Annotated in this window: 24 protein-coding genes; 8 read left to right on the top strand and 16 right to left on the bottom strand. The window is 70.0% G+C overall.

The features are described from left to right. Positions 1 to 27: 27 nt before the first annotated feature. The 3 genes from ACFQY2_RS07835 to ACFQY2_RS07825 form a co-directional block, all read right to left on the bottom strand. The gene (locus ACFQY2_RS07835; protein WP_378745178.1) at positions 28 to 522 is read right to left on the bottom strand and encodes a hypothetical protein; all 495 of its coding nucleotides are present in this window, start codon (positions 520 to 522) and stop codon (positions 28 to 30) included. Between the two features lie 50 nt (positions 523 to 572). Continuing rightward, the gene (locus ACFQY2_RS07830; RefSeq protein WP_378745176.1) at positions 573 to 1,697 is read right to left on the bottom strand and encodes an ABC transporter; all 1,125 of its coding nucleotides are present in this window, start codon (positions 1,695 to 1,697) and stop codon (positions 573 to 575) included. A gap of 127 nt (positions 1,698 to 1,824) precedes the next feature. Next, positions 1,825 to 1,983 carry a hypothetical protein gene (locus tag ACFQY2_RS07825; protein ID WP_378745175.1) on the bottom strand — a complete coding sequence of 53 codons (159 nt, stop codon included), beginning with the start codon at positions 1,981 to 1,983 and terminating at the stop codon, positions 1,825 to 1,827. Positions 1,984 to 2,440: 457 nt separating this feature from the next. Here ACFQY2_RS07825 and ACFQY2_RS07820 point away from each other — a divergent pair, with 457 nt between their 5' ends. Next, complete coding sequence (locus ACFQY2_RS07820) at positions 2,441 to 2,929, top strand: YajQ family cyclic di-GMP-binding protein (RefSeq protein WP_378745174.1); 489 nt, start codon at positions 2,441 to 2,443, stop codon at positions 2,927 to 2,929. Between the two features lie 102 nt (positions 2,930 to 3,031). Here ACFQY2_RS07820 and ACFQY2_RS07815 read toward each other — a convergent pair whose 3' ends face one another. Further along, positions 3,032 to 3,187, bottom strand: a complete 156-nt coding sequence (locus ACFQY2_RS07815) for a hypothetical protein (protein WP_378745173.1) — start codon at positions 3,185 to 3,187, stop codon at positions 3,032 to 3,034. A 759-nt stretch (positions 3,188 to 3,946) separates the two neighbouring features. Here ACFQY2_RS07815 and ACFQY2_RS07810 point away from each other — a divergent pair. Beyond that, positions 3,947 to 4,573, top strand: a complete 627-nt coding sequence (locus ACFQY2_RS07810) for a GntR family transcriptional regulator (protein ID WP_378745172.1) — start codon at positions 3,947 to 3,949, stop codon at positions 4,571 to 4,573. 43 nt (positions 4,574 to 4,616) lie between these two features. Here the strand turns inward: ACFQY2_RS07810 and ACFQY2_RS07805 are convergent, their stop codons facing one another. The 5 genes from ACFQY2_RS07805 to ACFQY2_RS07785 all read right to left on the bottom strand — a co-directional run bounded on the left by ACFQY2_RS07805 (position 4,617) and on the right by ACFQY2_RS07785 (position 10,143). Beyond that, positions 4,617 to 5,615, bottom strand: a complete 999-nt coding sequence (locus ACFQY2_RS07805; RefSeq protein WP_378745171.1) for an alpha/beta hydrolase — start codon at positions 5,613 to 5,615, stop codon at positions 4,617 to 4,619. A gap of 24 nt (positions 5,616 to 5,639) precedes the next feature. Next, a complete protein-coding gene (locus ACFQY2_RS07800; protein WP_378745170.1) occupies positions 5,640 to 7,013 on the bottom strand; it encodes an FAD-dependent oxidoreductase in 1,374 nt (457 codons plus the stop codon). A 13-nt stretch (positions 7,014 to 7,026) separates the two neighbouring features. Then, positions 7,027 to 8,088, bottom strand: coding sequence for a polyprenyl synthetase family protein (locus ACFQY2_RS07795; RefSeq protein ID WP_378745169.1), 1,062 nt, complete (start codon positions 8,086 to 8,088; stop codon positions 7,027 to 7,029). Between the two features lie 57 nt (positions 8,089 to 8,145). Continuing rightward, entirely contained in the window at positions 8,146 to 9,411 is a 1,266-nt protein-coding gene (locus tag ACFQY2_RS07790; RefSeq protein ID WP_378745168.1) for an isochorismate synthase MenF, read from the bottom strand. 138 nt (positions 9,412 to 9,549) lie between these two features. After that, positions 9,550 to 10,143, bottom strand: coding sequence for a hypothetical protein (locus ACFQY2_RS07785; protein ID WP_378745167.1), 594 nt, complete (start codon positions 10,141 to 10,143; stop codon positions 9,550 to 9,552). Between the two features lie 43 nt (positions 10,144 to 10,186). On the opposite strand from ACFQY2_RS07785, the gene ACFQY2_RS07780 reads away from it, so the two are divergent. Further along, positions 10,187 to 10,900, top strand: a complete 714-nt coding sequence (locus tag ACFQY2_RS07780; RefSeq protein ID WP_378745166.1) for a class I SAM-dependent methyltransferase — start codon at positions 10,187 to 10,189, stop codon at positions 10,898 to 10,900. A gap of 30 nt (positions 10,901 to 10,930) precedes the next feature. Here ACFQY2_RS07780 and ACFQY2_RS07775 read toward each other — a convergent pair whose 3' ends face one another. Continuing rightward, on the bottom strand, positions 10,931 to 11,785 hold the full coding sequence (locus ACFQY2_RS07775; RefSeq protein WP_378745165.1) for a PPK2 family polyphosphate kinase: 855 nt from the start codon (positions 11,783 to 11,785) through the stop codon (positions 10,931 to 10,933). 56 nt (positions 11,786 to 11,841) lie between these two features. On the opposite strand from ACFQY2_RS07775, the gene rmuC reads away from it, so the two are divergent. Continuing rightward, positions 11,842 to 13,413, top strand: coding sequence for a DNA recombination protein RmuC (gene rmuC / locus ACFQY2_RS07770; RefSeq protein WP_378745164.1), 1,572 nt, complete (start codon positions 11,842 to 11,844; stop codon positions 13,411 to 13,413). Between the two features lie 49 nt (positions 13,414 to 13,462). Here the strand turns inward: rmuC and ACFQY2_RS07765 are convergent, their stop codons facing one another. Both ACFQY2_RS07765 and ACFQY2_RS07760 read right to left on the bottom strand, forming a co-directional pair. Beyond that, positions 13,463 to 15,271 (bottom strand): thiamine pyrophosphate-binding protein, encoded by a 1,809-nt coding sequence (locus tag ACFQY2_RS07765; protein ID WP_378745163.1) that lies wholly within the window; start codon positions 15,269 to 15,271, stop codon positions 13,463 to 13,465. Then, positions 15,268 to 15,609, bottom strand: coding sequence for a PLD nuclease N-terminal domain-containing protein (locus tag ACFQY2_RS07760; RefSeq protein ID WP_378745162.1), 342 nt, complete (start codon positions 15,607 to 15,609; stop codon positions 15,268 to 15,270). The genes ACFQY2_RS07765 and ACFQY2_RS07760 overlap by 4 nt, the downstream gene beginning before the upstream one ends. Before the next feature lie 110 nt (positions 15,610 to 15,719). On the opposite strand from ACFQY2_RS07760, the gene ACFQY2_RS07755 reads away from it, so the two are divergent. Further along, positions 15,720 to 15,977 (top strand): DUF4229 domain-containing protein, encoded by a 258-nt coding sequence (locus tag ACFQY2_RS07755; RefSeq protein WP_378745161.1) that lies wholly within the window; start codon positions 15,720 to 15,722, stop codon positions 15,975 to 15,977. Between the two features lie 39 nt (positions 15,978 to 16,016). Here the strand turns inward: ACFQY2_RS07755 and ACFQY2_RS07750 are convergent, their stop codons facing one another. Genes ACFQY2_RS07750 through ACFQY2_RS07740 form a run of 3 tightly spaced genes read right to left on the bottom strand, consistent with a single transcriptional unit; the run spans position 16,017 to position 17,350 of the window. Further along, the gene (locus tag ACFQY2_RS07750) at positions 16,017 to 16,658 is read right to left on the bottom strand and encodes a dihydrofolate reductase family protein (RefSeq protein WP_378745160.1); all 642 of its coding nucleotides are present in this window, start codon (positions 16,656 to 16,658) and stop codon (positions 16,017 to 16,019) included. A gap of 10 nt (positions 16,659 to 16,668) precedes the next feature. Beyond that, positions 16,669 to 16,962 (bottom strand): DUF4287 domain-containing protein, encoded by a 294-nt coding sequence (locus ACFQY2_RS07745; RefSeq protein WP_378745159.1) that lies wholly within the window; start codon positions 16,960 to 16,962, stop codon positions 16,669 to 16,671. Between the two features lie 34 nt (positions 16,963 to 16,996). Further along, positions 16,997 to 17,350 (bottom strand): cupin domain-containing protein, encoded by a 354-nt coding sequence (locus ACFQY2_RS07740; RefSeq protein WP_378745158.1) that lies wholly within the window; start codon positions 17,348 to 17,350, stop codon positions 16,997 to 16,999. Between the two features lie 71 nt (positions 17,351 to 17,421). Here ACFQY2_RS07740 and ACFQY2_RS07735 point away from each other — a divergent pair, with 71 nt between their 5' ends. After that, positions 17,422 to 18,459 (top strand): DUF5937 family protein, encoded by a 1,038-nt coding sequence (locus ACFQY2_RS07735; RefSeq protein ID WP_378745157.1) that lies wholly within the window; start codon positions 17,422 to 17,424, stop codon positions 18,457 to 18,459. 27 nt (positions 18,460 to 18,486) lie between these two features. On the opposite strand, the gene ACFQY2_RS07730 is transcribed toward ACFQY2_RS07735, so the two are convergent. Further along, on the bottom strand, positions 18,487 to 19,431 hold the full coding sequence (locus tag ACFQY2_RS07730) for a 1,4-dihydroxy-2-naphthoate polyprenyltransferase (protein WP_378745156.1): 945 nt from the start codon (positions 19,429 to 19,431) through the stop codon (positions 18,487 to 18,489). Between the two features lie 57 nt (positions 19,432 to 19,488). Here ACFQY2_RS07730 and ACFQY2_RS07725 point away from each other — a divergent pair, with 57 nt between their 5' ends. Both ACFQY2_RS07725 and ACFQY2_RS07720 read left to right on the top strand, forming a co-directional pair. Continuing rightward, positions 19,489 to 20,256, top strand: coding sequence for a YggS family pyridoxal phosphate-dependent enzyme (locus ACFQY2_RS07725; protein WP_378745155.1), 768 nt, complete (start codon positions 19,489 to 19,491; stop codon positions 20,254 to 20,256). Then, positions 20,253 to 21,053, top strand: coding sequence for a PfkB family carbohydrate kinase (locus tag ACFQY2_RS07720; protein WP_378745154.1), 801 nt, complete (start codon positions 20,253 to 20,255; stop codon positions 21,051 to 21,053). The genes ACFQY2_RS07725 and ACFQY2_RS07720 overlap by 4 nt, the downstream gene beginning before the upstream one ends. Positions 21,054 to 21,057: the final 4 nt, after the last annotated feature.

Genomic DNA, 21,057 nt, shown 5'->3' with positions numbered 1-21,057 from the left:
CGCGGATCGGCGCGGCTTGCGCGCGTGTCACTCCGCGTCGCGCTCCTCCCAGGGCCACTGCGGGGCGTGAGCGCGCGTCCGCCGCAGCGCGATCGCCACCCAGGCGCCCACCGCTGCGGCGAGCAGCACCACAAGGCTGGAGCCTCGCAGGATCAGCTGCGATGCCGCGGCGAGCGCGGCTGCGGCCCCGACACCGCTGAGCAGTGCAGCCAGCGCCAGCGCGATGAGATGTGCCACGGTGGTGACGAGCGCGGCGGCGGGGACCGCGAGGAACGACGGACGGTCCCGTCTGAGCGCCGGCCACAGCATCCAGCAGAAGGCGAGGATCGCGAAGACCATCGCGACGATCGCGGGCCACCAGTCCAGCCCCGGTATGGAGAGGATGTCGATGTCGGCGAAGTAGCTCAGCATCCCCAGCCCGAGGATCGACAGCGTCGCGAACCCGACGAAGCCGATCACCAGCGCCAGGAACGCCGAGACCCCCGCCGGCGTTTCGCCGCGGGGGTCTCGGGTGGTGGTCATGGCGTCACCCTACGCTCGACCGAGCGCCTCGTCGATGAGCCCGGCCGTGATCAGCGCAGAGCCGCGGGTCCGGCTTCGAGAGTCCGCTCGTACTCGGCCTGCGCCTCGGCGTTCAGCTCCTTCTTACGGGCCCCCGCCCGGGCGACCCAGGCGCCGAACCAGATCGTGAGCTCGCGGGCGAAGACGAACGCGGCGATCGCCAGCGGTGCCAGCAGCTGCTCGTCGACCAGCTCGGACGATTCGCTGGCGGTGATGCGCCAGAACGGCGCCTGGAAGAGCTGCCCGAGAAGGTGCCCGCCGTACGTGGCTGCGGCGACGAGCAGCCCGAGGATGACCCACTTGCCCCAGCGACCCCGGTTGATGAAAGCGCCGAGCAGCCAGAACGCGAGGAAGAAGACGACGACGGGAACCCAGAACGCCCATGTCATCAGCGCCGCCAGCGCTTCGGTGCCGATGTTCTCACCCGTGACGTCGCCGGCGAGGGCGCCGAGTCCGAGGATCGCACCGAGATACAGGATGGCGAACGCGATCGTCGCGACCAGTCCGATCGCGCCGGCGGTGCCGCGGTTGCCGAGCTCCCTGGGCGGCTCGGGAGCCTGCACGAAGATCGGCTGGGGCGCGGCCGGCGGTGCGATCGGCTCGGCCGGCATCACCTGCGTCTCGGTCGAGGCTCCGGAAGCGGCGCCTGCGGCGTACGCGTCGTCGGCGACACTGTGCGTGCTCTCGTGCACCGCCGTCGCATCGTCGGCGGCGCGGGAGTCGACGTCCTGCACGGCCGTGTCGTCGTCGACGGCGCGGATGTACGAGAGGTCGTATCCCGAATCGTCGCCCGCGGTGTCGCGCGCAGAGGACTCGGAGTCGGCTGCATCCGAAGCGAACAGCCTGGGCTGATCCGCGGCCGGGACATCGGAGGCGGGGACGTCCGCGGCGTCAGCCGCACGCCCGTCGGCCACGTCTTCCTGCCCGCTCTGCTCGGTGTCCGCGAAGACGCCGGGGTGGTCTCGTTCCGCCGCCTCGAATGCGGCGAGGTCGGGGTCGACGGCATCCGCATCGCTGGCGTCGCCCGGCACATCGGCACGGGCCGCAGCGGCGGCGTCGAGTCCCTCATTGGCGCTGCCGACGACCTCATCGATGTCTTTCGGCTGGTCGTTCTGGGGAACCTCGGGGTCGCTCATGGCTTCGCCTCTCGTGGATAGGTGCACAGCGAGGGTAACTCCCGCGCAAACCCGCGTGCCGGAGGCGTGCCGACGTGTCGCCGGGCCGGGGGTCGCCGACACGACCCGGCCGGGCGTGTCGGCCGGTTCAGCCGGGCACGGTGCCGTCGAGCAGAACGCCGACCACGGTCAGCAGCCCGGGGCCGGCGGGGAGCGAGATCCACAGCAGAGCGCCGACCACCGCGGCGCACAGGATTCCCACGATCCAGCTCGCCGCCGGGCTTCGCCCTCCCACACGCGTCGTCATGCGCTCACCGTACGCCCGGGGCGGAACGGTCGGAGGATCGTGGATGCCGTGTCGCGCGAGTCTGCGCCTTTCTGTCCGCGCTGCTGTTCTCCGCCCGCGCTGCTCTTCTCCGCCCACGCTGCTGTTATCCGCCCGCGCTGCTGTTCTCAGCATCCGAATCCGCCCGCGCTGCTCTTTCCTGCCCGCGTTGCGCGAATATGCGCAGCACGAGCAGGAATCAGCAACGCGAACGGTTGGGGGGTCGGGACGGATGCTCAGGATGCCGCGGTGCGGCCGCGCATGCGCCTGCCCCGAGAATTGCTCTGCCGAGTGAGAATGCCCGCAGCAGCAGCATCCTCACCCGGCAGCAGAATTCTCGCGGGGGAAGAGTCGAGAGGGAGCGGGAGGGGGAGGGAGGGAGGGACGACGGTGTGCGGTCGGGGGCATCACCGATCGACATCCTGGATAGACTGCCGACATGGCTGACTCCTCGTTCGACATCGTCTCCAAGGTTGACCACCAGGAGGCCGAAAACGCACTCAACCAGGCCCGCAAGGAAGTCGAGCAGCGCTACGACTTCAAGGGCACCGACGCCTCCGTCGCGTGGAGCGGCGAGCAGATCCTCATCAAGGCGAACTCCGAGGAGCGCGCCAAGGCGGTGCTCGACGTGTTCCAATCCAAGCTCATCAAGCGCGGGATCTCACTGAAGAGCCTCGAGTCGGGTGAACCGTTCGCGAGCGGCAAGGAGTACCGCATCGTCTCGACGCTCAAGGACGGCATCTCCAGCGAGAACGCGAAGAAGATCAGCAAGATCATCCGCGACGAGGGCCCCAAGGGCGTGAAGAGCCAGATCCAGGGCGACGAGCTGCGCGTGCAGTCCAAGAGCCGCGATGACCTCCAGGCCGTCATCGCGCTGCTGAAGGGCAGCGATCTGGATGTGGACCTGCAGTTCATCAACTACCGGTGAGGCCGGCCCCGACCGGGGTTTCGTGTCCCGTGGCGCGCGGATGCCGGCACGTGATGCACCGGATCGCGTTCGCCCTCCGGGCCGAGCGCCAGTAGGCGTTCCCTAGTCGCCGTCGCCGCCGTCGTCGACGGTGACGTCGAACGGTTCGGGGTGGATCACGACAGCGGTCGTGTCACCTGTGCGAAGCTGCGCCGCGTCGAGCGCTCGGTCGATCGCGGCTTCGGTGTCGGGATCCAGATCTGAGCCGGGCGTCGTCATGGCGACCACCTCCATGCCTCGTGGTGGTTCCGAGAGTACTGGAAGGATGCCCCAGGGTCTGCCGATCGTTGCGCAGAGTCACGCGGATGCGGTACATCTAGAGCAGGGATAGTGGACGGAATCCGGAATCCCCAGACGGTGAACCCGAGGAGATGTCCCCAGCCTCTTTCTCGGACTGTCCGTGCTTTCCCCAGCCGGTGTGTGTAAACGCATTCCGACGCGGTTCGCGAGGACCCCGTCCGCCCGCGAAGTTGCGAGGAGGGCGGGGTCTTCCGCGCATCCTCGCATTCCGCGGACGACGATGGTCAGTCCAGTTCGACGTTCCTGCTTCCGGTGAGGGCGTTCGGGGCGTAGCATCGCCCTCCACAGGTACTCGCGATATCTGGGTCGTTCGCTGGGGAGCACGACAGGAAGCCCCTCACCCACCCCGCTCAAGCGGAGAGGGTGAGGGGCTTCGACCCTGGACCCCGCCCCCCACTGATCGTGGTGCCTCGCGAGGCGTACCCCAGTCCGGACTTCGAGGTGGCCAGCACGCTACCGGGCACGTCTGTGCGACGCCCGGAAAGCGACGCCGAGGCGGTGCGCACCGCTCACCCGGCACCGCCGGCACACCACTCCCCCGCAGCGCCCGCACACCACTCACCCACCAGCGGTGTCCGACGACCGGCTAGAGTGCTCCCATGCGGGGCGTTAGGGGCGCCCCGAGCTGGGACTGTCTGGGGAATGGTGGGGATGATGGTGGACGTCGGGCGACCGCGGATGGAAATCCACGAGAACGATACGAAGAAGCATCTGCTGGCGGAGGGGGTCTTCCGTCTGATCGGGGAACGGATCGCCAGCGGTGTGCTGGCACCCGGAACACGCATCCGGGATGCCGACCTCGCCGACGAGCTGGCGGTGTCGCGCACGCCGGTCCGCGAGGCCCTGCAGCGATTGGAGCGCGTCGGTCTGGTGACCATGTACCCGAGCCGTTACACCGAGGTCACCTCACTCACACCACAGGCGTCCGAAGCCGCGCACGCCTTCGCGGGTTACCAGGCGGGCATTCTCGCCCGGCTCGCGTGCCCCCGACTGACCGAGACCGATCTCGCGACGCTGTCGACGATGATCGCCCGCATCGCTGACACCGTGGACGACTCCGCGGCCTGCTCGCGGGCCCGCGAGGAGGTCATCGGCTACCTCTCCGCGCGGTGCGGGAACGCCCTGCAGCAGTCCCTGGTGGACGAGGCCAGCATGGCCCTGGCGCGGGCCCTGCGCGGCTTCGAGATCACGGCCGAGCACCGCGTGCGCCTGATCGCCGGCTGCGCGGAACTGGACGACGCGTTCCATGTCGGGGACGCGGATGCCGCCGAGCGGGCGTGCCGGGCCATCTACGGCGTCGACTGAGCGCTCGCACGGCGCTTCGGGGCACGGCGCCTCGGGGCACGGCTCATCGGGATACGGCCGCCCGGGAGGCGACCCACCCGCTGACCCAGCGCTCCAGGCGTCCGTAGGCGTCCGTGCGGGGTTCGCGTGCGGATAGGAACACGTCGTGCAGTGCACCCTCGATGCGCTCGATCGTCACGGATGACCCGAGCCTGAGCGCTGCTCGTGCCACGTCGTCGACGACCAGGACGGTGTCGGCGCGGGTGAGCTCGTCGGACCAGCGGGTCGGCAGCGCGGTGCGCGCCGAGAGCAGGACGCACACCGGTGCCACGATGCCGAGCCCTTCGGAGACCCGTCGGTGCCCCTGCAGGATCGCGTGCAGCCAGGCGACGTGCACGGTCATGCTCTGCTCGGGTCGCCAGGCGGGATCCGTCTCCATCGGGTCGTCGGGGTCGGCGACCTCTCTCTGCGCGCGGCTGTAGAAGCCGAGATCCACCTGCGGTGCGGCATCCATCGGCCACAGCCGCGCCTGCAGCCCCACCATGGGTGCGATCGCCGCGCGCGCGGCCCCGAGCTGGAACTCGAGCCAGGGCGAGTTGAGGATGAGGGCGTCGACCTGACGAGGATGCCGCGCAGCCCACAGGCTGAGGATCAGTCCGCCCGTCGAGTGACCGAGCAGCACCAGGCGGCGACCGGCGGTGCTCCCTCGCGCGGCCAGTGCGGCCTCGATGTCCGCGTCGTACTCGGCCAGGTCGGTGATGAATCCCGGGGTCTGACCGGGTCGCAGGCTGCGCCCGTACTTGCGCAGATCGAGAGCGAAGAAGCGCGCACCGCGCGCGGTCCAGAACCGCGCCAGGCGCTTCTGGAAGAAGTAGTCCGACCAGCCGTGCACATACAGCACGTCGACACCTGCGAGCGGTCGCCGGTCCCCGCCCAGCAGCCACCACGGCGCGGCATCGGGCAGCGCCCGCACCAGAGTGGCCACGATCTCGCCCTCGGAGTCCTCTCCGAGGGGCAGCGTCAACTGCTCGAACTCGTCGCCGAGTACGTCCGCGACCCACATGGCGTCAGGGTATCCGGGCCGGCGTCACTCTCCGCGGGAGACGCGCAGCATCTCGTCGCGCGGCACCAGCTTCACACGCTCACGGCTCTGCGGAGCACCCAGAGCGATCTCGTGCGCGTCGAGGCGGTGCCAGCCGTCGAGATCGGTCCACTGCACGCCGCGCTGCGCGAGCAGCGCGGGGATCGCCTCATCGGACGGATCCTCGGGCACCCACCAGGAGCCCTGATCGTTGATCAGGTGGCGGACGGTCTCCATGGCATCCGACTTGGTGTGGCCGATCAGCCCGACCGGACCGCGCTTGATCCAGCCGGTGGCGTAGATGCCCGGCACTCGCTGGTTCGACTTGGTCTCCAGCACCTGACCCTCGCGGTTCGGAACGACGCCGTGCTTCTTGTCGAAGGGCACACCGGGCAGCGGTGATCCGAAGTACCCGATCGCGCGGTACAGGCCCTGCATGGCGATCTCGCGCAGCTCGCCCGTGCCGACCACGCCGCCGGCGCCGTCGGACTTCGTGCGCTCGTACACGAGGGCCGCGACGCGGCCGTTCTCGTCCTTCTTGACCTCGACCGGGCGCGCCCAGAAGTGCAGGTGCAGACGGCGGGATGCCGTGCCGCCGGCGTTGTTGGCCGACTCCAGTCTGCGCCAGGACTGCATGATGCGGTCCATGACCATGACCTGCTTGTTGCTGGCGACCGCCTGCTGCGATGCCTCGTCGTAGTCGAAGTCCTCGTCGTAGACGACCATGTCGACATCGCGCAGCTCGCCGAGCTCGCGCAGCTCGAGCGGCGTGAACTTCACCTGCGCGGGCCCGCGGCGTCCGAACACGTGCACGTCGGTGACGCGGCTGGCCTTCAGCCCCTGGTACACGTTGTCCGGCACCTCGGTGACCAGCAGGTCGTCGGCGTGCTTGGCGAGCATCCGCGACACGTCCAGCGCGACGTTGCCGTTGCCGATGACGCCGACCGAGGTGGCGTCCAGGGTCCAGTCCCGCGGCACGTCGGGGTGCCCGTCGAACCAGCTGACGAACTCCGCGGCACCGAACGAATGGTCGGCATCGATCCCCGGGATGTCCAGCGCGGAATCGCGCACCGAGCCGGTGGCGAAGATCACGGCGTTGTAGTGCCGCTTCAGGTCCTCCAGGGTGATGTCGGTGCCGAAGCGCACGTTGCCGAACAGCCGGATGTCGCCGCGGTCGAGCACATTGCGCAGGGCCGTGATGATGCCCTTGATGCGAGGGTGATCGGGGGCGACGCCGTAGCGCACCAGCCCATAGGGCGCGGGGAGCTGCTCGAAGAGGTCGATGGACACGTCGAACTTGCGCTCGGCCTTGAGCAGGATGTCGGCGGCGTAGATGCCTGCCGGTCCCGCCCCGACGATGGCCAGCTTGAGCTTCGTCATGGGGTTCCTTCCGTCAGCTGCTGCGATCAGCGAGAGTCAGCGCGAACCGGGTCAGCGCCTCGCGCACCGTGCCCTTGGGCAACGGCTCGAGGGCGGCGACCGCATCGGCGGTCCAGGCGCGCGCGAGGTCGAGGGTCCGCTCGGTGGCGGCGTGGTCGCGCAGCTGCGCGAGCGGCCCGTCGAGGATCGCGGGATCCGCGCCCTCGCCGATGCGCGCGACGCCGTCGTCGATGCGCTGGGCCAGGTCGATGTCCGACCGATCCGTTCCCGTCTTCAGCAGCAGCGAGGGCATCGTCGGCACGCCGGCGCGCAGATCCGTGCCCGGCACCTTGCCGGTCTCCTCGGCATCCGCGGACAGGTCGATCACGTCGTCGAGCAACTGGAACGCGACGCCGACCTTCTCGCCGTACACGCGCATGGGCTCCTCGAACTCCACCGGGGCGTCGGAGAAGATGACGCCGCCCTGGGTGGCTGCGGCGATCAGCGAGCCGGTCTTGTCGGCGAGCACCTGGATGTAGAACTCGATCGGGTCATCACCCGGCTGGGCGCCCACGGTCTCATGCATCTGTCCGAGCACGAGCCGCTCGAAGGTGTCGGCCTGCAGGCGCATGGCACGCTCTCCGTAGCGCGACATGATCTGGCTGGCGCGGGAGAAGAGGATGTCGCCGGTGAGGATGGCCACGTTGTTGCCCCACACGCCGTGCGCCGCGGGCACGCCACGGCGCGTGTCGGCACCGTCCATGACGTCGTCGTGGTACAGCGAGCCGAGGTGCGTGAGCTCCAGTGCCTTGGCGATGTCGATCACCGCGGGGACGTTCCCCTCGCCCAGCTGAGCGGCCAGCAGCGTGAGCACGGGACGGATGCGCTTGCCGCCGGCCTCGTACAGGTAGCGGGCCGCGGCGTCCGCCACCGGGTCCGCGATCCTCAGCTCGTCCGCGAGACCGGTTTCGACGAGTTCGAGACCTTCCTCGATGCGCGCGGCGACGCGTCGCGCTGCGGGCCCGAGGAAGACGCGGTCGCTGAAGCCGAGTCGGCTCGCAAGTCGCGTGCCCGGGGAAGCGGGGCTCGAAGTCACGCCCACCAGCCTACCTGCGCGCGCCTGTGTCGAAGTCCGCTGGGCATGCAGCCGCCGTCAGGCGAGCGCGTCGACGAGAGGCCGGAACTTCACTCGCGTCTCGAGCAGCTCGGACTCGGGATCGCTGCCCGCGACGATGCCGGCACCCGCGTAGGCGGTGACGCGGCGTGCGCCCGCGGCATCGTGCGCCGCCGGCGCGAACTGGGCGCAGCGCAGCGCGATCGCCCACTCACCGTCGCCGGAGGCGTCGATCCAGCCCACGGGACCCGCATAGCGCCCGCGGTCGAAGGGCTCGATACGGCGGATCGCGGCGACAGCGGCATCCGTCGGTGCGCCCGCGACAGCGGCCGTGGGATGCATCGCACCGACCAGGTCGAGCGCGGACGCCCCGTCGTCGAGTTCGCCTGCGACGTCCGTGGCGAGATGGAACAGGTTCGGCAGCTCGAGGATGAAGGGGTCGGGGCTGGCCGTCAGGGTGCGGGTGTGCGGCTGCAGGGTGGCCAGCACGCTGCGCACGGCGTAACTGTGCTCGTCGAGATCCTTGGCGCTGGCGGCGAGCGCGGCGGATGCTTCGGCATCCTCCTTCGGGTCGGCGCCGCGACCGGTCGTCCCGGCGAGCACGCGAGCCGTGACCGTGCGCGCGTGCGCAGTGACGAGGGTCTCCGGGCTCGCGCCGATGAGGCCGTCCACGGCGAAGGTCCAGGTGTCGGGGTATCCCGTCGACAGGGCGCGCACCAGGCGGCGCAGATCGGCGTCACCGGGCACCGTTCCGGTGAGATCACGGGCCAGCACGACCTTGCTGTACACGCCGTCGGCGATCTCGGCGAGCGCCAGGCGCACAGCATCCTGGTATCCCGACGGCGTCTGCGCGCCGGGGCCGACGCGGCCGGCCCAGTGCGGTGCGTAGGCGACGGGCTCGGGAACCGGCGCGAAGTCCTGGTCGGCGTGGCGGATGCGGGTGATCCAGCTGCGCCCGTCGCGTCGGCCGATCACCGCCTCCGGCACGACGAGGACGCTGTCGGAGGACGAGGCCTCGTCGAAGGTCAGCGCACCGAACGCGACGAGTCCCGTGCCGTGCAGTCCGACGGGGTCGTCGATCTCGGCTGCCGCCGTGATCTCGCGCCACGCGTCGGCGATGACCTCGCTGCGCTTGCGGCCCCCGCCCGCGAGGATGCGCACGGAGGCGACGATCCCGTCGCCGGCTGCCACGATCCCCTCGCCGCGGCGCAGCCAGGCGATCGGCTGCGAAGCGGAGGTGTGCGACAGCAGGTCATCGACGGGGGGGATCTCGCGGGTCTGCGCGACCAGGCGGATGCTGCTCACCCCTTCAGCCTACTTGTGCGCGGACGCGTGATCGTTCTCTGTGCCGTCGCCCGGAGCATCCGCTGCGCACATGGTGTGTCCCCACCCGCGAGGAGGCCGACACGCCGCGCCGGCGTCCGAGGCTCCGAACGACGACACTCATCGGTTCAGGCCCAGGGCCTCGAGGCGGTCGAGCCAGGCATCCGCGGTGGCGTCGTCGAAGGGCGGCACCTGCGCACGGACCCGATCCTCCAGATCAAGGGCCAGGGACTCGAGATGCGTCATCACGTCGGCCGGATACCCGTAGCGGATGCTGTGCTCCGCCCACTCGTCACGGTCGTCGACCCACGTGCCCCGCTGCCCCGCGACGCGCACGACGTCGAGGTCCATGTCGATGCCGGTCGCGAGGATCGGCCAGCCGGTCGTGGGGTCGACGCCGCCGGCATCCGTCCAGCGGATGTCCCAGGCGATATCGATGTAGATGCGCATGCCCTTCTCATGCCGCCGGTGCACGGTCACCGCATGGTCGGCGCCCTGCGCGGCGTCCGATCGCGGGATCAGGGTGACGTCGGACGAAGAGGCGATGAACTCGCGGCCGGGCCGACTGCTGCGCCATCCGGCGGGCTGCCCGATCCAGTCGCCCCATACATCGGCGCCCAGATAGATCTCCTCATTGGCCCAGTGCGGTGAGCCGTCCCATTTGCGCCACTGGAAGATCATCGGTGTGCCCGGTCCGGGGCGGTTCGCACTCACGGGCCGAGTCTACGACCGGGTGCGCCGCCGTAGGATCGTAGGCATGGAGCCGAACCGCGCCGACCTCGGCAGAGACCCGTCGCACGTCAGCGGCATGTTCGATCAGGTGGCCGCCGGCTACGACCGCACCAACACCCTCATGACCTTCGGGAACGATGCGCTGTGGCGGGCCGCGACCACCAGAGCCGTCGCGCCGAGACGCGGCGAGCGCATCCTGGACCTGGCGGCCGGCACGGCCTCCTCCTCGGCCTCGCTGGCGGGCACCGGCGCGCAGGTCGTCGCCGCGGATTTCTCGCCCGGGATGCTGGCGGAGGGCCGACGTCGCCATGGGCACCTGCCCAACATCACGTTCGTCGAGGCGGATGCCACGGCGCTGCCCTTCGAGGACGGCGAGTTCGATGCCGTCACCATGTCGTACGGCCTGCGCAACGTGCAGCAGCCGAAGAAGGCGCTCTCCGAGCTGTACCGGGTCGCCAAGCCGGGCGGTCGCCTGGTGATCAACGAGTTCTCCACCCCTCCGGGCAGGCTGTTCCGCGGCCTGTACCGCTTCTACAACGCACAGGTGCTCCCGCGGGTCGCGCGCCTGGCGGGCACGAACGGCGACGCGTACGACTACCTCAACGAGTCGATCCGCGACTGGCCGGATCAGCGCACGCTCGCGGGCTGGATCCGTGAGGCGGGCTGGACCGACGTCGAGTACCGCAACCTCTCGTTCGGGATCGTGGCGCTGCACAGGGGGCGCAAACCGGCCGCCTGAGCCCGGTCTGCAACCTGACGCGTCGGGCCGTCAGCTCGCCTCGAGCCGCTTCTTCTCCGCCTCGATGTCGAAGTCGGCTGCCGGCCACTGCGGGTCGATGTCCTCGAGCGCTGCGATCAGCAGCTCCTGCACGGCGAGCCGCGCGTACCACTTGTGATTCGCGGGCACGACGTACCAGGGCGCCTCCGGTGCGGATGTGCGCTCGAACACCGTCCGGTAGGCGGCCATGTACGCGTCCCAGCGCATCCGCTCATCGATGTCGCCCGGGTTGTACTTCCAGTGCTTGTCCGGCCGTTCGAGCCTCTCGGCGAGACGCTTCTTCTGCTCGTCGCTCGAGATGTGCAGCATGACCTTGATGATGCGGATGCCGGATGCCGCGACGCGACGCTCGAATGCGACGATCGCGTCGTAGCGGCGTTCGATCTCAGCGGGTGCGGCGAGTCCGCGCACCCTGCCGATGAGCACATCCTCGTAGTGCGAGCGGTCGAAGACCCCGATGAAACCGGGCTGCGGCAGTCGCTTCTCGATGCGCCAGAGGAAGTCGTGGTCGAGCTCTTCGGGGGTGGGCGCCTTGAAGGCGGCGAGCTCGACGCCCTGCGGGTCGACTCCGCCGACCACGTGACGGACGATGCCGCCCTTGCCCGCGGTGTCCATCGCCTGCAGCACCAGCAGGACGGCATCCGTCGCCTCGCCGGCGCGCGAACCCGCGAACAGCCGCTCCTGCAGTTCGCTGAGCACCGTGCGTCGCACCTCGAGCTCTCTGTGGCCCTCGTGCTTGCCTCTGCTGAATCCCGGCGTGCTCTCCGGATCGACGTCCTCGTATCGGAATCCGGCTCCGACCCGCAGTAGGTCGCTCGGCCGGGCCGTCCAGACGTTCTCGCTCATGCAGACATCATGCCCGGCTTCCGCCGGATGTCCGATGCCCCGGGCACAATCGCCTCATGGACACTTCCCTTCTCGTCATCGTCGTGGCGGTGATCGCCGCAGCACTCGCCGGTGGCCTCGGTTTCGTGCTCGGGATGCTGCGCGGGAGGTCGTCGGACGCCGCAGCGCGGGCCGAGGTGCAGTCGGCCCGCCTGCGTACGGAGTCGCTCGAGCGGGAAGCCGAGGCGCTGCGCGCCGAGATCACCGCGCGGGTGCAGGATGAGCGCACGATCGGTGAGCGTCGCCTCGCCGAAGCCCGAGCCGCCGCAGAGCAGGCGGTGGCGCGGACGAAGGAAGAGGCGGCCGCGCGCCTGAACGAGGTGCGCGGCGACCACGTGCGTCGACTCGCCGAGGTGCGCGAAGAGGCGGATGCCGATGTCGCCGCCGAGCGCGCCCGCGCCGCCGAGCGCCTGGAGGAGCTGAAGGCCGACCAGAAGCGGCTCGCTGACGAGTTCGACGCGCTGAGCAGACGTGCACTGGAGGCGAACTCGAAGGTCTTCCTGCAACAGGCCGAGGAGCGCCTCAAGCGCAGTCAGAGCGAGGGCGCCGCCGAGCTGCAGAAGCGTCAGGATGCCGTGCAGCAGCTGATCGAGCCGATCCAGAAGACCCTCGACACGGTCAAGTCCGAGATGACGACCGCCGAGAAGGCGCGACTGGAGGCCAACGCGGCGCTCGCCGAACAGCTGCAGTTCATGCGGCAGTCCTCCGAGACGCTGGGCTCGGAGACGCGCAAGCTGGTCAACGCGCTGCGGGCTCCGCAGGTGCGCGGCCGCTGGGGGGAGCTGCAGCTGCGGCGCGTGGTCGAGGCGTCGGGCATGGTCAACCACGTCGACTTCGACGAGCAGCTGCACCACTCCACCGATGAGGGTGCGCTGCGTCCGGACCTGGTCGTGCACCTCGCCGGCGACAAGCGCGTCGTCGTCGACGCCAAGGTCGCCTTCAGCGGGTATCTGGAGGCGATGGAGGCCACGGACGACACCGTGCGCGCCCAACGGCTGGAGGCCCACGCCCGACACCTGCGCAAGCACATCGACGACCTCGGCGCGAAGGAGTACTGGGACGTCGTCGCCGGTTCGCCCGAGTTCGTGGTGATGTTCGTGCCGGCGGAGCCGTTCCTCGCTGCGGCGCTGGACCAGGATTCGACCCTGTATGAGTACGCGTTCGAGCGCAATGTCGTGATCGCCACCCCGTCGACGCTGATCGCCCTGCTGCGAACCGTCGGCCATGCCTGGCGTCAGGATCAGCTCGCGCAGGAGGCACAGCAGATCTTCGCGGTCGGCAAGGAGTTGCACAAGCGGCTGGGCACGCTGGGACAGCATCTGGCGAAGCTGGGGCGCAGCCTGAACACCACGGTCGACGCGTACAACCGGTTCGCCGGATCACTGGACCGCAACGTCGTGACGCAGGCCCGCCGGTTCAGCGCGCTTCAGGGGCTGGACGAGGTGCTCACGGACACGTCCCCCGTGGAAGCGTTGGCGATCGCGCCGCAGAAGGCGGACCTGTACGAGCTCGAGCAGGGTGCAGACCCACACGAGGACGAGCGGTACGCCCGTGCCGACGTCGGTGAGATCACGCACCGTCTGGAGTGACCGCACAGCGAGCGCGCGGAGCGAGCCGAGCATTTCGCGCGCGCCGGACTCAGCGCTCCAGCGGCACCTCGATGATCTGCGGACCCGGCGCGGGCGATGTCAGAGCCTGATCCAACGCGGAGCGGGTCGTCACCTGCGTGAACTCCCACCCGTAGGCGGCGGCGAGCTCCCGCAGCGCCACGGATTGCGGGGTGTAGAAGGCGCGGTCCAGGTCCTCGGCAGGGGCGGATGCCGCCACTTCGAGGCCGTCGAAGATCGTGCCGCCGCCGTCGTTGCCGACGATCACCTGGATGCGTGGACGGGTCTCATCCCCGGGCAGCAGCAGGGCGCCGGCGTCGTGCAGGAACGCCAGATCGCCGAGCAGAACCCGGGTGACGCCCGCGGCGCCCGCCGCCTGGCTGGCCGTCGCGATGCCGATCGCGGTCCCGATGGTGCCGTCGATCCCCGCGAGGCCGCGATTCGCGTGCACCGGCACCTTCTTGCCGCCGAGCACCTGGTCGGCCACGCGCACCAGGCGTGATGATCCGAACACCAGCCGGTCATGCGGCCAGGTCGCGCGCCACACGGCATCCGCCAGCAGCGGCCGATCCACCCTCTGCCGCACCGCGTCGAGCTCGGCCCGCACGGCGCTCAGCCGCGCGTTCTTGTCCGCGGAGTACAGCCCGTCCTGATCCGGAGCGGGGGCACTGAGATCCATGGCGGCGGCCGCGGACGCATTCATCCACGAGCCGAGCCACTGACGATCTGCGGGCCCGTCGGCCACCGCGACGGCGTCCGCCGCCCGCGTGCGCCCGTTCAGGTTCAGCTCCTCGCCGCCGCGACGCACCGCCACCACGTCCAGATCCGCACGCCCCAGCAGGCCCGTCACCTCACGGCTGAGGGTGGGGTGTCCGAAGACCACCACGCGCTCGATCCGTCCGCCGAGCAAGTCGTCGCGCAGCAGCTCGCGGTACCCGTGCACGACCAGCCGACCGAACCGGGCTCCGCTGACGATCTCGGCGACGAGCGGCCAGCCACCGGCGTGCGACAGCTCCTCGGCATCCGCACCGGCATCCGCGCCCGCGATCACGATCGTGCGCGGACCGCGCTCCAGCACCAGGGAGTCGGCTGGTACCCGCGACGGCAGAGGCCCGGGTTCCGCGGGAACGGTGACCGCACCGGAGAGCGGCTCCCGCGCCGGCAGGTTCAGGTGCACCGGACCGGCAACCCCCGCGACTCCGGTGCCCGACAGGCCCAGCGATGCACGCACCGCCCGCTCGCCGAGACCCGCCCAGACCGGCTGAGTGCCCGAGACCGGCTGTGCGCCCGAGACCGTCTCCGATCCCGGAGCCGTCGTCGGATCCGCGGCGTGTCCGCTCGCGACACGCCGTGCGGCATCCGGGCGCTCCGGGCGACGGGACGGGACGACGTCAGGGGCCGGGTCGGGATCTTGGCCCGGGACGGGGGCATCCACAGCCATCCGCACGAAGGCGCCGAACAGCCCCGGCTGCACGGTGGCCTGGTTGGCGCCGACGCCGCGCAGTTCCAGCGGACGATCGGCGGTCAGCAGCAGCAGCGGCACCCCGGCGTGGAAGGCCTCCATCGTGGCCGGCAGCAGATTGGCGGCTGCTGTGCCCGAGGTGCACACGACGGGCACAGGCCGTCCGCTTTCGCGGGCGATCCCCAGTGCTGTGAAGCCGGCGACCCGCTCGTCGATGCGCACGTGCACGCGCAGAAACTCCCTGCGCGACAGCTCCATGGCGGCCAGCGCGATCGCCTGCGACCGAGACCCCGGCGAGAGCACGAGATCGCGCACGCCGTTCTCGATCAGCTCGGTGAGGAGCCGTGCCGCCGCGTCACTCGCCGGCGAGCTCGTCACGAGCGAGGATCCGCACCGTCGGAGTCGTCGTCCAGTCGGGCGAGCTCCGCTTCCAGCTCACGGATGCGCGCATCCTGTTCGGCATTGCCCATGCGACGGAGCACCTGCGGATCGTCATCCGGCGGGACGACGTACCCGGTGTCGACCTCGCCGCGGCGCAGGCGGCCGAGAGCGAACCAGAGGATGCCGCCGATCACGGGGAGGAGGATGACGATGAGCACCCAGACGGTCTTCGAGACACCCCGATGCCGCGTCGCCGGCTGCGCGGCGCAGTCGACGATGCTGAACACCCAGAACACGACGGCGAGGAATCCGCCGACGATCAGGACACGAGCCATGCTTCCAGTGTAGATCCGCCTTCGATGAACGGCCTGGGTACCGCTTCTGCCCCCTCGCCCAGCCCCTTCCGCACAGCCGGCGCCTAACCGCCGCTTCTAGACTGGGGGCCGTGAAGAAGTTGCCACCCCTCCTCGTCTACACCGTTCTGCGGTTACTGGCGTTTCTCGTGCCTCTGGCGATCATGTGGGTCTTCTTCCCGATCTTCCGCGAGTTCTGGTGGCTCGCCGCCCTGTTCGCCGCCCTCATCGGCATGAGCATCTCTCTGCTCTTCCTGCGCACCCCGCTGTCGCAGACCTCGCGAGAGATCTACGACCGCCGCCAGCGGAGGATCTCCGACGAGAACGTGGAGGACGACGCGGTCGAGTGACGGCATCCGGTCCGGGATCTCCCGATCGAGAGGTACCGGTCAGCGACGGAAGCTCACGTGCGTCGTTCCGCTCTCGGCCACCTCACTGGTCACCTCGTAGTCGGCTTCCAGCCCTCGCAGGCCGTCCCAGATCCGCTCTCCGCGCCCCAGCACGAGGGGTGCGACCGCGAGGTGGATCCTGTCGACGAGCCGCGCGGAGAGGAACTGCCGCACGACATCGATTCCCCCGCCCACCCGCACATCCGCGCCCTGCGCCGCGTCGAGTGCCCGCGCCAGCGCATCTTCAGGGGAGGCGTCGACGAAATGGAACACCGTGCCGTTGTCGAATTCGATCGATTCCCGCGGCGTGTGGGTGAGCACGAAGACGGGGATCCGGAACGGCGGTTCCTCACCCCACCAGCCGCGCCAGTCGGGGTCGTCGGCGTTGAGCGTGAGCCCGAACATGCCGGCGCCCATGATCTCGGCGCCGGTGCCCTCGAAGTATGCGCTCGCGTACTTCTCGTCGATACCGGTCGTTCCCTCGCCCGAGGTCTCTCCCATCACGCGCTCGCGGAACGTGCGGGTCGCGGTGTACGCGGCGACCAGACGCTGCCAGTCATCGCCGAAGGGATTCTCGGGGGTCTGATCGGTCGTCGTGGCGAAGCCGTCCAGGGAGATGTTCAGATCGACTTTCACTGCCATGAGCGCCTCCTCAGGCGTTGTCGGGGTTGCTCGCCTTGCCGTCCAGCCACAGCATGTCAGAGGGGTCGCCGTGGGTGCCATCGGATCCGACATGCTTCGTGCTGATCTGCGGGCCCTTGGTGATCACGTGCACGAGTGCCATCCCGTGACCGCGCGACAGATCATGGTCGGCCTTCAACCACTCCAGGATCGGAGCGGCCTTCGTGCCGGGACCGAATCCTCTCTCCGTAGCCAGCTCGATGAACTGGCGAGGCGTCAAGCCGGTCTTCGTCTCGATGTTGTCGAGGTATGCCTGGAAGGACATGAGGTTCTCCGTTCTCTGGAAGTTCAGTCGAGCTTCAGTCGAGGTCTGTCTGGATCATCACGGACGAGGCGTGGATGCAGATCAGGCGCATCGTGCCGGCGCCGGAGTTCGTGAATCGGTGCGGAACGAACGCCGGCCCGGTGACGGTGTCGCCCGCCGTGGCACTGATCCGCTGCTCGCCGACCTGGAAGGTCGCCACGCCTTCGAGCAGCACCCAGGTCTCCGGATAGGGATGCCAGTGCAACCCCGATCCCTGTCCCGGCTGGTTGTCGATGTAGAAGTACGACACGGCGGCCCCGTGGTCGCGTCCTTCGAACCGTCTGCTCGACCCGGTTCCCAGCGCGATCTCGGCGGAGCTCACCCGGGTCGGTTCAGCGAGTGTCCTCATCGTGGTTGCCTTTCCGCTCGGTGCCTGCTCCCACCCTTTCGCCGCGTGGCGCGACACCATAGAGTTTCGATGTGGATCGAAACATCAAGGGGTCGCGACCGCCGGTCGAAGACGTCGACCATCCCGATCACCGCGTCGACTTCCACCTCAGTCCCGGCGACATCCAGGCTGTGCGTTTCGGCATCTCACCGGGCCACGAGCTCGCACACGCCGTCCGCATCCTGCTTCGTCCCGCACAGCATCCGCTGCAGTGGGGCTGGCTGCGGCAGGTGCGCGACCGTGTGCCGCGCGAACCGCTGGCACTGCTCGCGCAGGTGATCGGCGCGGACGGCTACCTGCCGGATTTCCTGACCACCGACGCGCGGTGGGACCTGACGCCCGCCGACGAGCTCGCCGCGCTGCTCGCCGCGCCGATCCCCGGCATCCTGATCGACCTGGACAAGCGCATCGCGCGCTCCAGCGGCGCGCATCGGGCCGCATTGCAGCGAATGCGCGAGGAGCCCGAACGCACACGCGCGCTGGTCGCGCGGGCGTGGGAGCGGGTGTGGGATGCCGTGCTGGACCCGGTGTGGCCGCAGCTGGAACGAATGCTGCGCGCCGACATCGCCGTGCGAGCTCGCACGATCACCACCGACGGGATCGCCGGGATGGCGGGCGGCCTGCACCGCACCGTGCAGTGGAGTGACGGAGCGGTGCGGGTGCAGCTGCGCCGGCACAGCGAAGACGTCGACTGTCGGGGCTCCGGCCTCGTCCTGGTGCCTTCGGTCATGTCGTCCTGGGGCTGCATGGTGATCACCGAGCCGCCTGCCCAACCCACCGTGTTCTACCCGGCGCGCGGTGTCACGGCAGGGTGGGCGCGGGACAGCGCGGAGCTCGAGGGGGCACTCGGCGCGCTGCTCGGGCCGGTGCGCTCCGGCATCCTGCTGCGCGCCCACCTCGCGCGCACGACGTCGCAGGTGGCGGCGGATGCCGGGATCGCCGTGTCCACGGCATCCCATCATCTGACCGTGCTGCGCGGCGCCGGGCTGGTCGCGAGCACGCGGGAGGGGAATCGGATGCTGCATCTGCGCACTCCCCTCGGCGAGGCGCTGGTGGGGGCGAGGCTCTGACAGGTGAGCCGGATCGCCCGCGAGGCTCTAAGCCACGAGCGCCCAGAGGATGAACGCGGCGTAGCCGACCGACGCCAGCGAAGTGAGGCTGAGCGCGATCACCAGCTCGCGCGGTTCCCGATACGTCCAGACGATGAGGATCGCGGGGAGGGCCGCCAGCAGTACGAGCAGCGACAGCCACGCGACGGGGTACAGCAGCAGCGCGAACAGCACGGCGATGCCGAACGGCGCGAGGGCGAACAGGGTGTACACGACCTGCGTCGCGCGCTTGCCGATCAGCACCGTGAGGGTGCGCTTGCCGACCGTGCGGTCCTGGTCGATGTCGCGCAGGTTGTTCGCAAGCAGCACGGCGCACGCGAACAGTCCGGCAGCGATGGCGGCGAGCCAGGCCTCCAGGGGCAGTGCGAACGACTGAACCCACGTGGTGCCGAGCACGGCGACCAGTCCGAAGAAGACGAAGACGAACAGCTCACCCATGGCGTTGTACCCGTAGGGGCGCTTCCCGCCGGTGTAGAACCAGGCGGCCACGATGCTCAGCGCGCCGACGGCCAGCATCCACCACTGCTGGGTGCGGATCACGATCGCGAGGCCCGCGACGGCGGCGAACGCGAAGAAGATCAGAGCGGCGATCAGCACCCGCCGGGGCGAGACGCGTCCGGAAGCGGTCAGGCGTGCGGGCCCGACGCGGACGGCGTCGGTGCCGCGGATGCCGTCGCTGTAGTCGTTGGCGAAGTTCACGCCCACCTGCAGCAGCACCGCCACGGCGAGGCAGGCGAGCGCGATGACCCAGTGCAGTTCGCGGTCCGTCACCTGAGCGGCCCCGGTTCCGAGGATGACCGGCGCGACGGCGAGCGGCAGCGTCCGCAGACGCGCGGCGCCGATCCAGTCCCCGATGGTCACCGGGCCCGCCTCGATCACGGGACGTCTGGCCGGGTTGCCGCTGGTCTGCTTCTTCTTGGTTCGGGATGCCACGCTCGGAAGCCTACTGGCCGCACCGGTGCGGGACACGCCGCCGAGTACTCTCGAAGTGTGACCGATCAGCCTGCCCGCGCCCTCTACCCACAGGCGAACTCCGTCGAGGACTTCGCCCACAATCTCGCCGACGTGCGGGCGAACATCTCCGCCGCAGCGGAGCGCTCCGGGCGCGACGGTGGTGACATCCGGCTGCTGTCGGTGAGCAAGACGGTTCCTGAGGAGCGCCTGCTGCTGGCGATCCAGGCGGGCGCCGTCGATCTGGGCGAGAACAAGGTGCAGGAGGCCCAGCGCAAGGCCGAGAACCTGGCCGACCAGGACGTCCGCTGGTCGGTGATCGGGCACCTGCAGACCAACAAGGCCAAGGATGTCGTCGCGTTCGCGGACGAGTTCCAGGCACTGGACAGCATCCGCCTCGCCGACGCCCTCGACAAGCGCCTTCAGGCCGCCGGCCGCCCGCTCGATGTGTTCGTGCAGGTGAACACCTCGGCGGAGGAGTCGAAGTTCGGCCTGGAGCCCGGCGACGCGCTGGCGTTCCTCGACGAGCTGCAGCACCGTGACAGCCTGCGCGTGCGTGGCCTGATGACCCTCGCGCTGTTCACCAGCGACACCGACCGCGTGCGGGAGTGCTTCCGCATTCTGCGCGAGTTGCGCGATCAGGCGCGCGAGCGGGACCTGGTCGGACCGGGCGAGCTGTCGATGGGCATGTCCGGGGATTATCAGGCAGCCATCGAAGAGGGCGCGACGGTCGTCCGCGTCGGTCAGGCCATCTTCGGCGCCCGGCGCACACCCGATTCCGAGTACTGGCCGGGCTTCGCGAGATGAGCCCCGCGCACACACCGGGCTGGGCGGAGGGACGCGCACGCTGGGAGCTGGACCGGCGCCCGGCGCGAGTGCTGCTGATCGGATCGCAGGTCGCCTTCGGTTCGGTCGGCATGAACGGCGTGCTGCCCATGCTGACAGACACCCGCGTCATCCCTCTGCCCACCATCGTGCTGAGCAATCTGCCGCACTACCCGAGCGCGCACGCGAACCCGATGCCCGCCGAGTGGCTGGCCGGCAGCATCCGCGACCTCGAATCGCTCGGCGCGCTCGACGAGATCGACAGCGTGTGCACCGGGTACTTCGCCTCGCCCGACCAGGTGACGGCTGTGGCAGACGCCCTCGAACCGCTGATCACGCGCCGGCCGGACCTTCGCGTGCTGGTCGATCCGACGCTCGGCGACTCCGACGTCGGGCTGTACACCGACCCCGCCGTCGCCCCGGCGCTGCGCGAGCGGATGCTGCCGCTGGCGACCGGCGTCGTGCCGAACGGCTTCGAGCTCGGGCTGCTCAGCGGCGAGGCCTCGGCGGATGCGGAGGCCGCAGCGCGTGCGCTGTTCGGGCCGCGCACGGAATGGCTCGTGGTCAGCGGCGGCGCGGTGTCCGGCGGGCCGACGCTCGTCGATCTGGTCGTCACCGCCGAGCGGGTCGTCCGGCTGGAGCATCCGCTCATCCCGACCACCGTGAAAGGCACCGGAGATGCGTTCGCCGGTGCCCTGCTGGCGGCGCTGCGTCGCGGCGCGGCGGTGACCGATGCCGTCACTGCGGCTGCCTCCGCCGTGCGCGCACTGCTCGCCTGAGCGC

The organism is Microbacterium sp. GCM10027623 (assembly GCF_042666935.1).
Taxonomy (GTDB): Bacteria; Actinomycetota; Actinomycetes; order Actinomycetales; family Microbacteriaceae; genus Microbacterium.
Note: the sequence above shows the minus strand (reverse complement) of the source record. Positions and strands in the feature narration are given on the sequence as shown.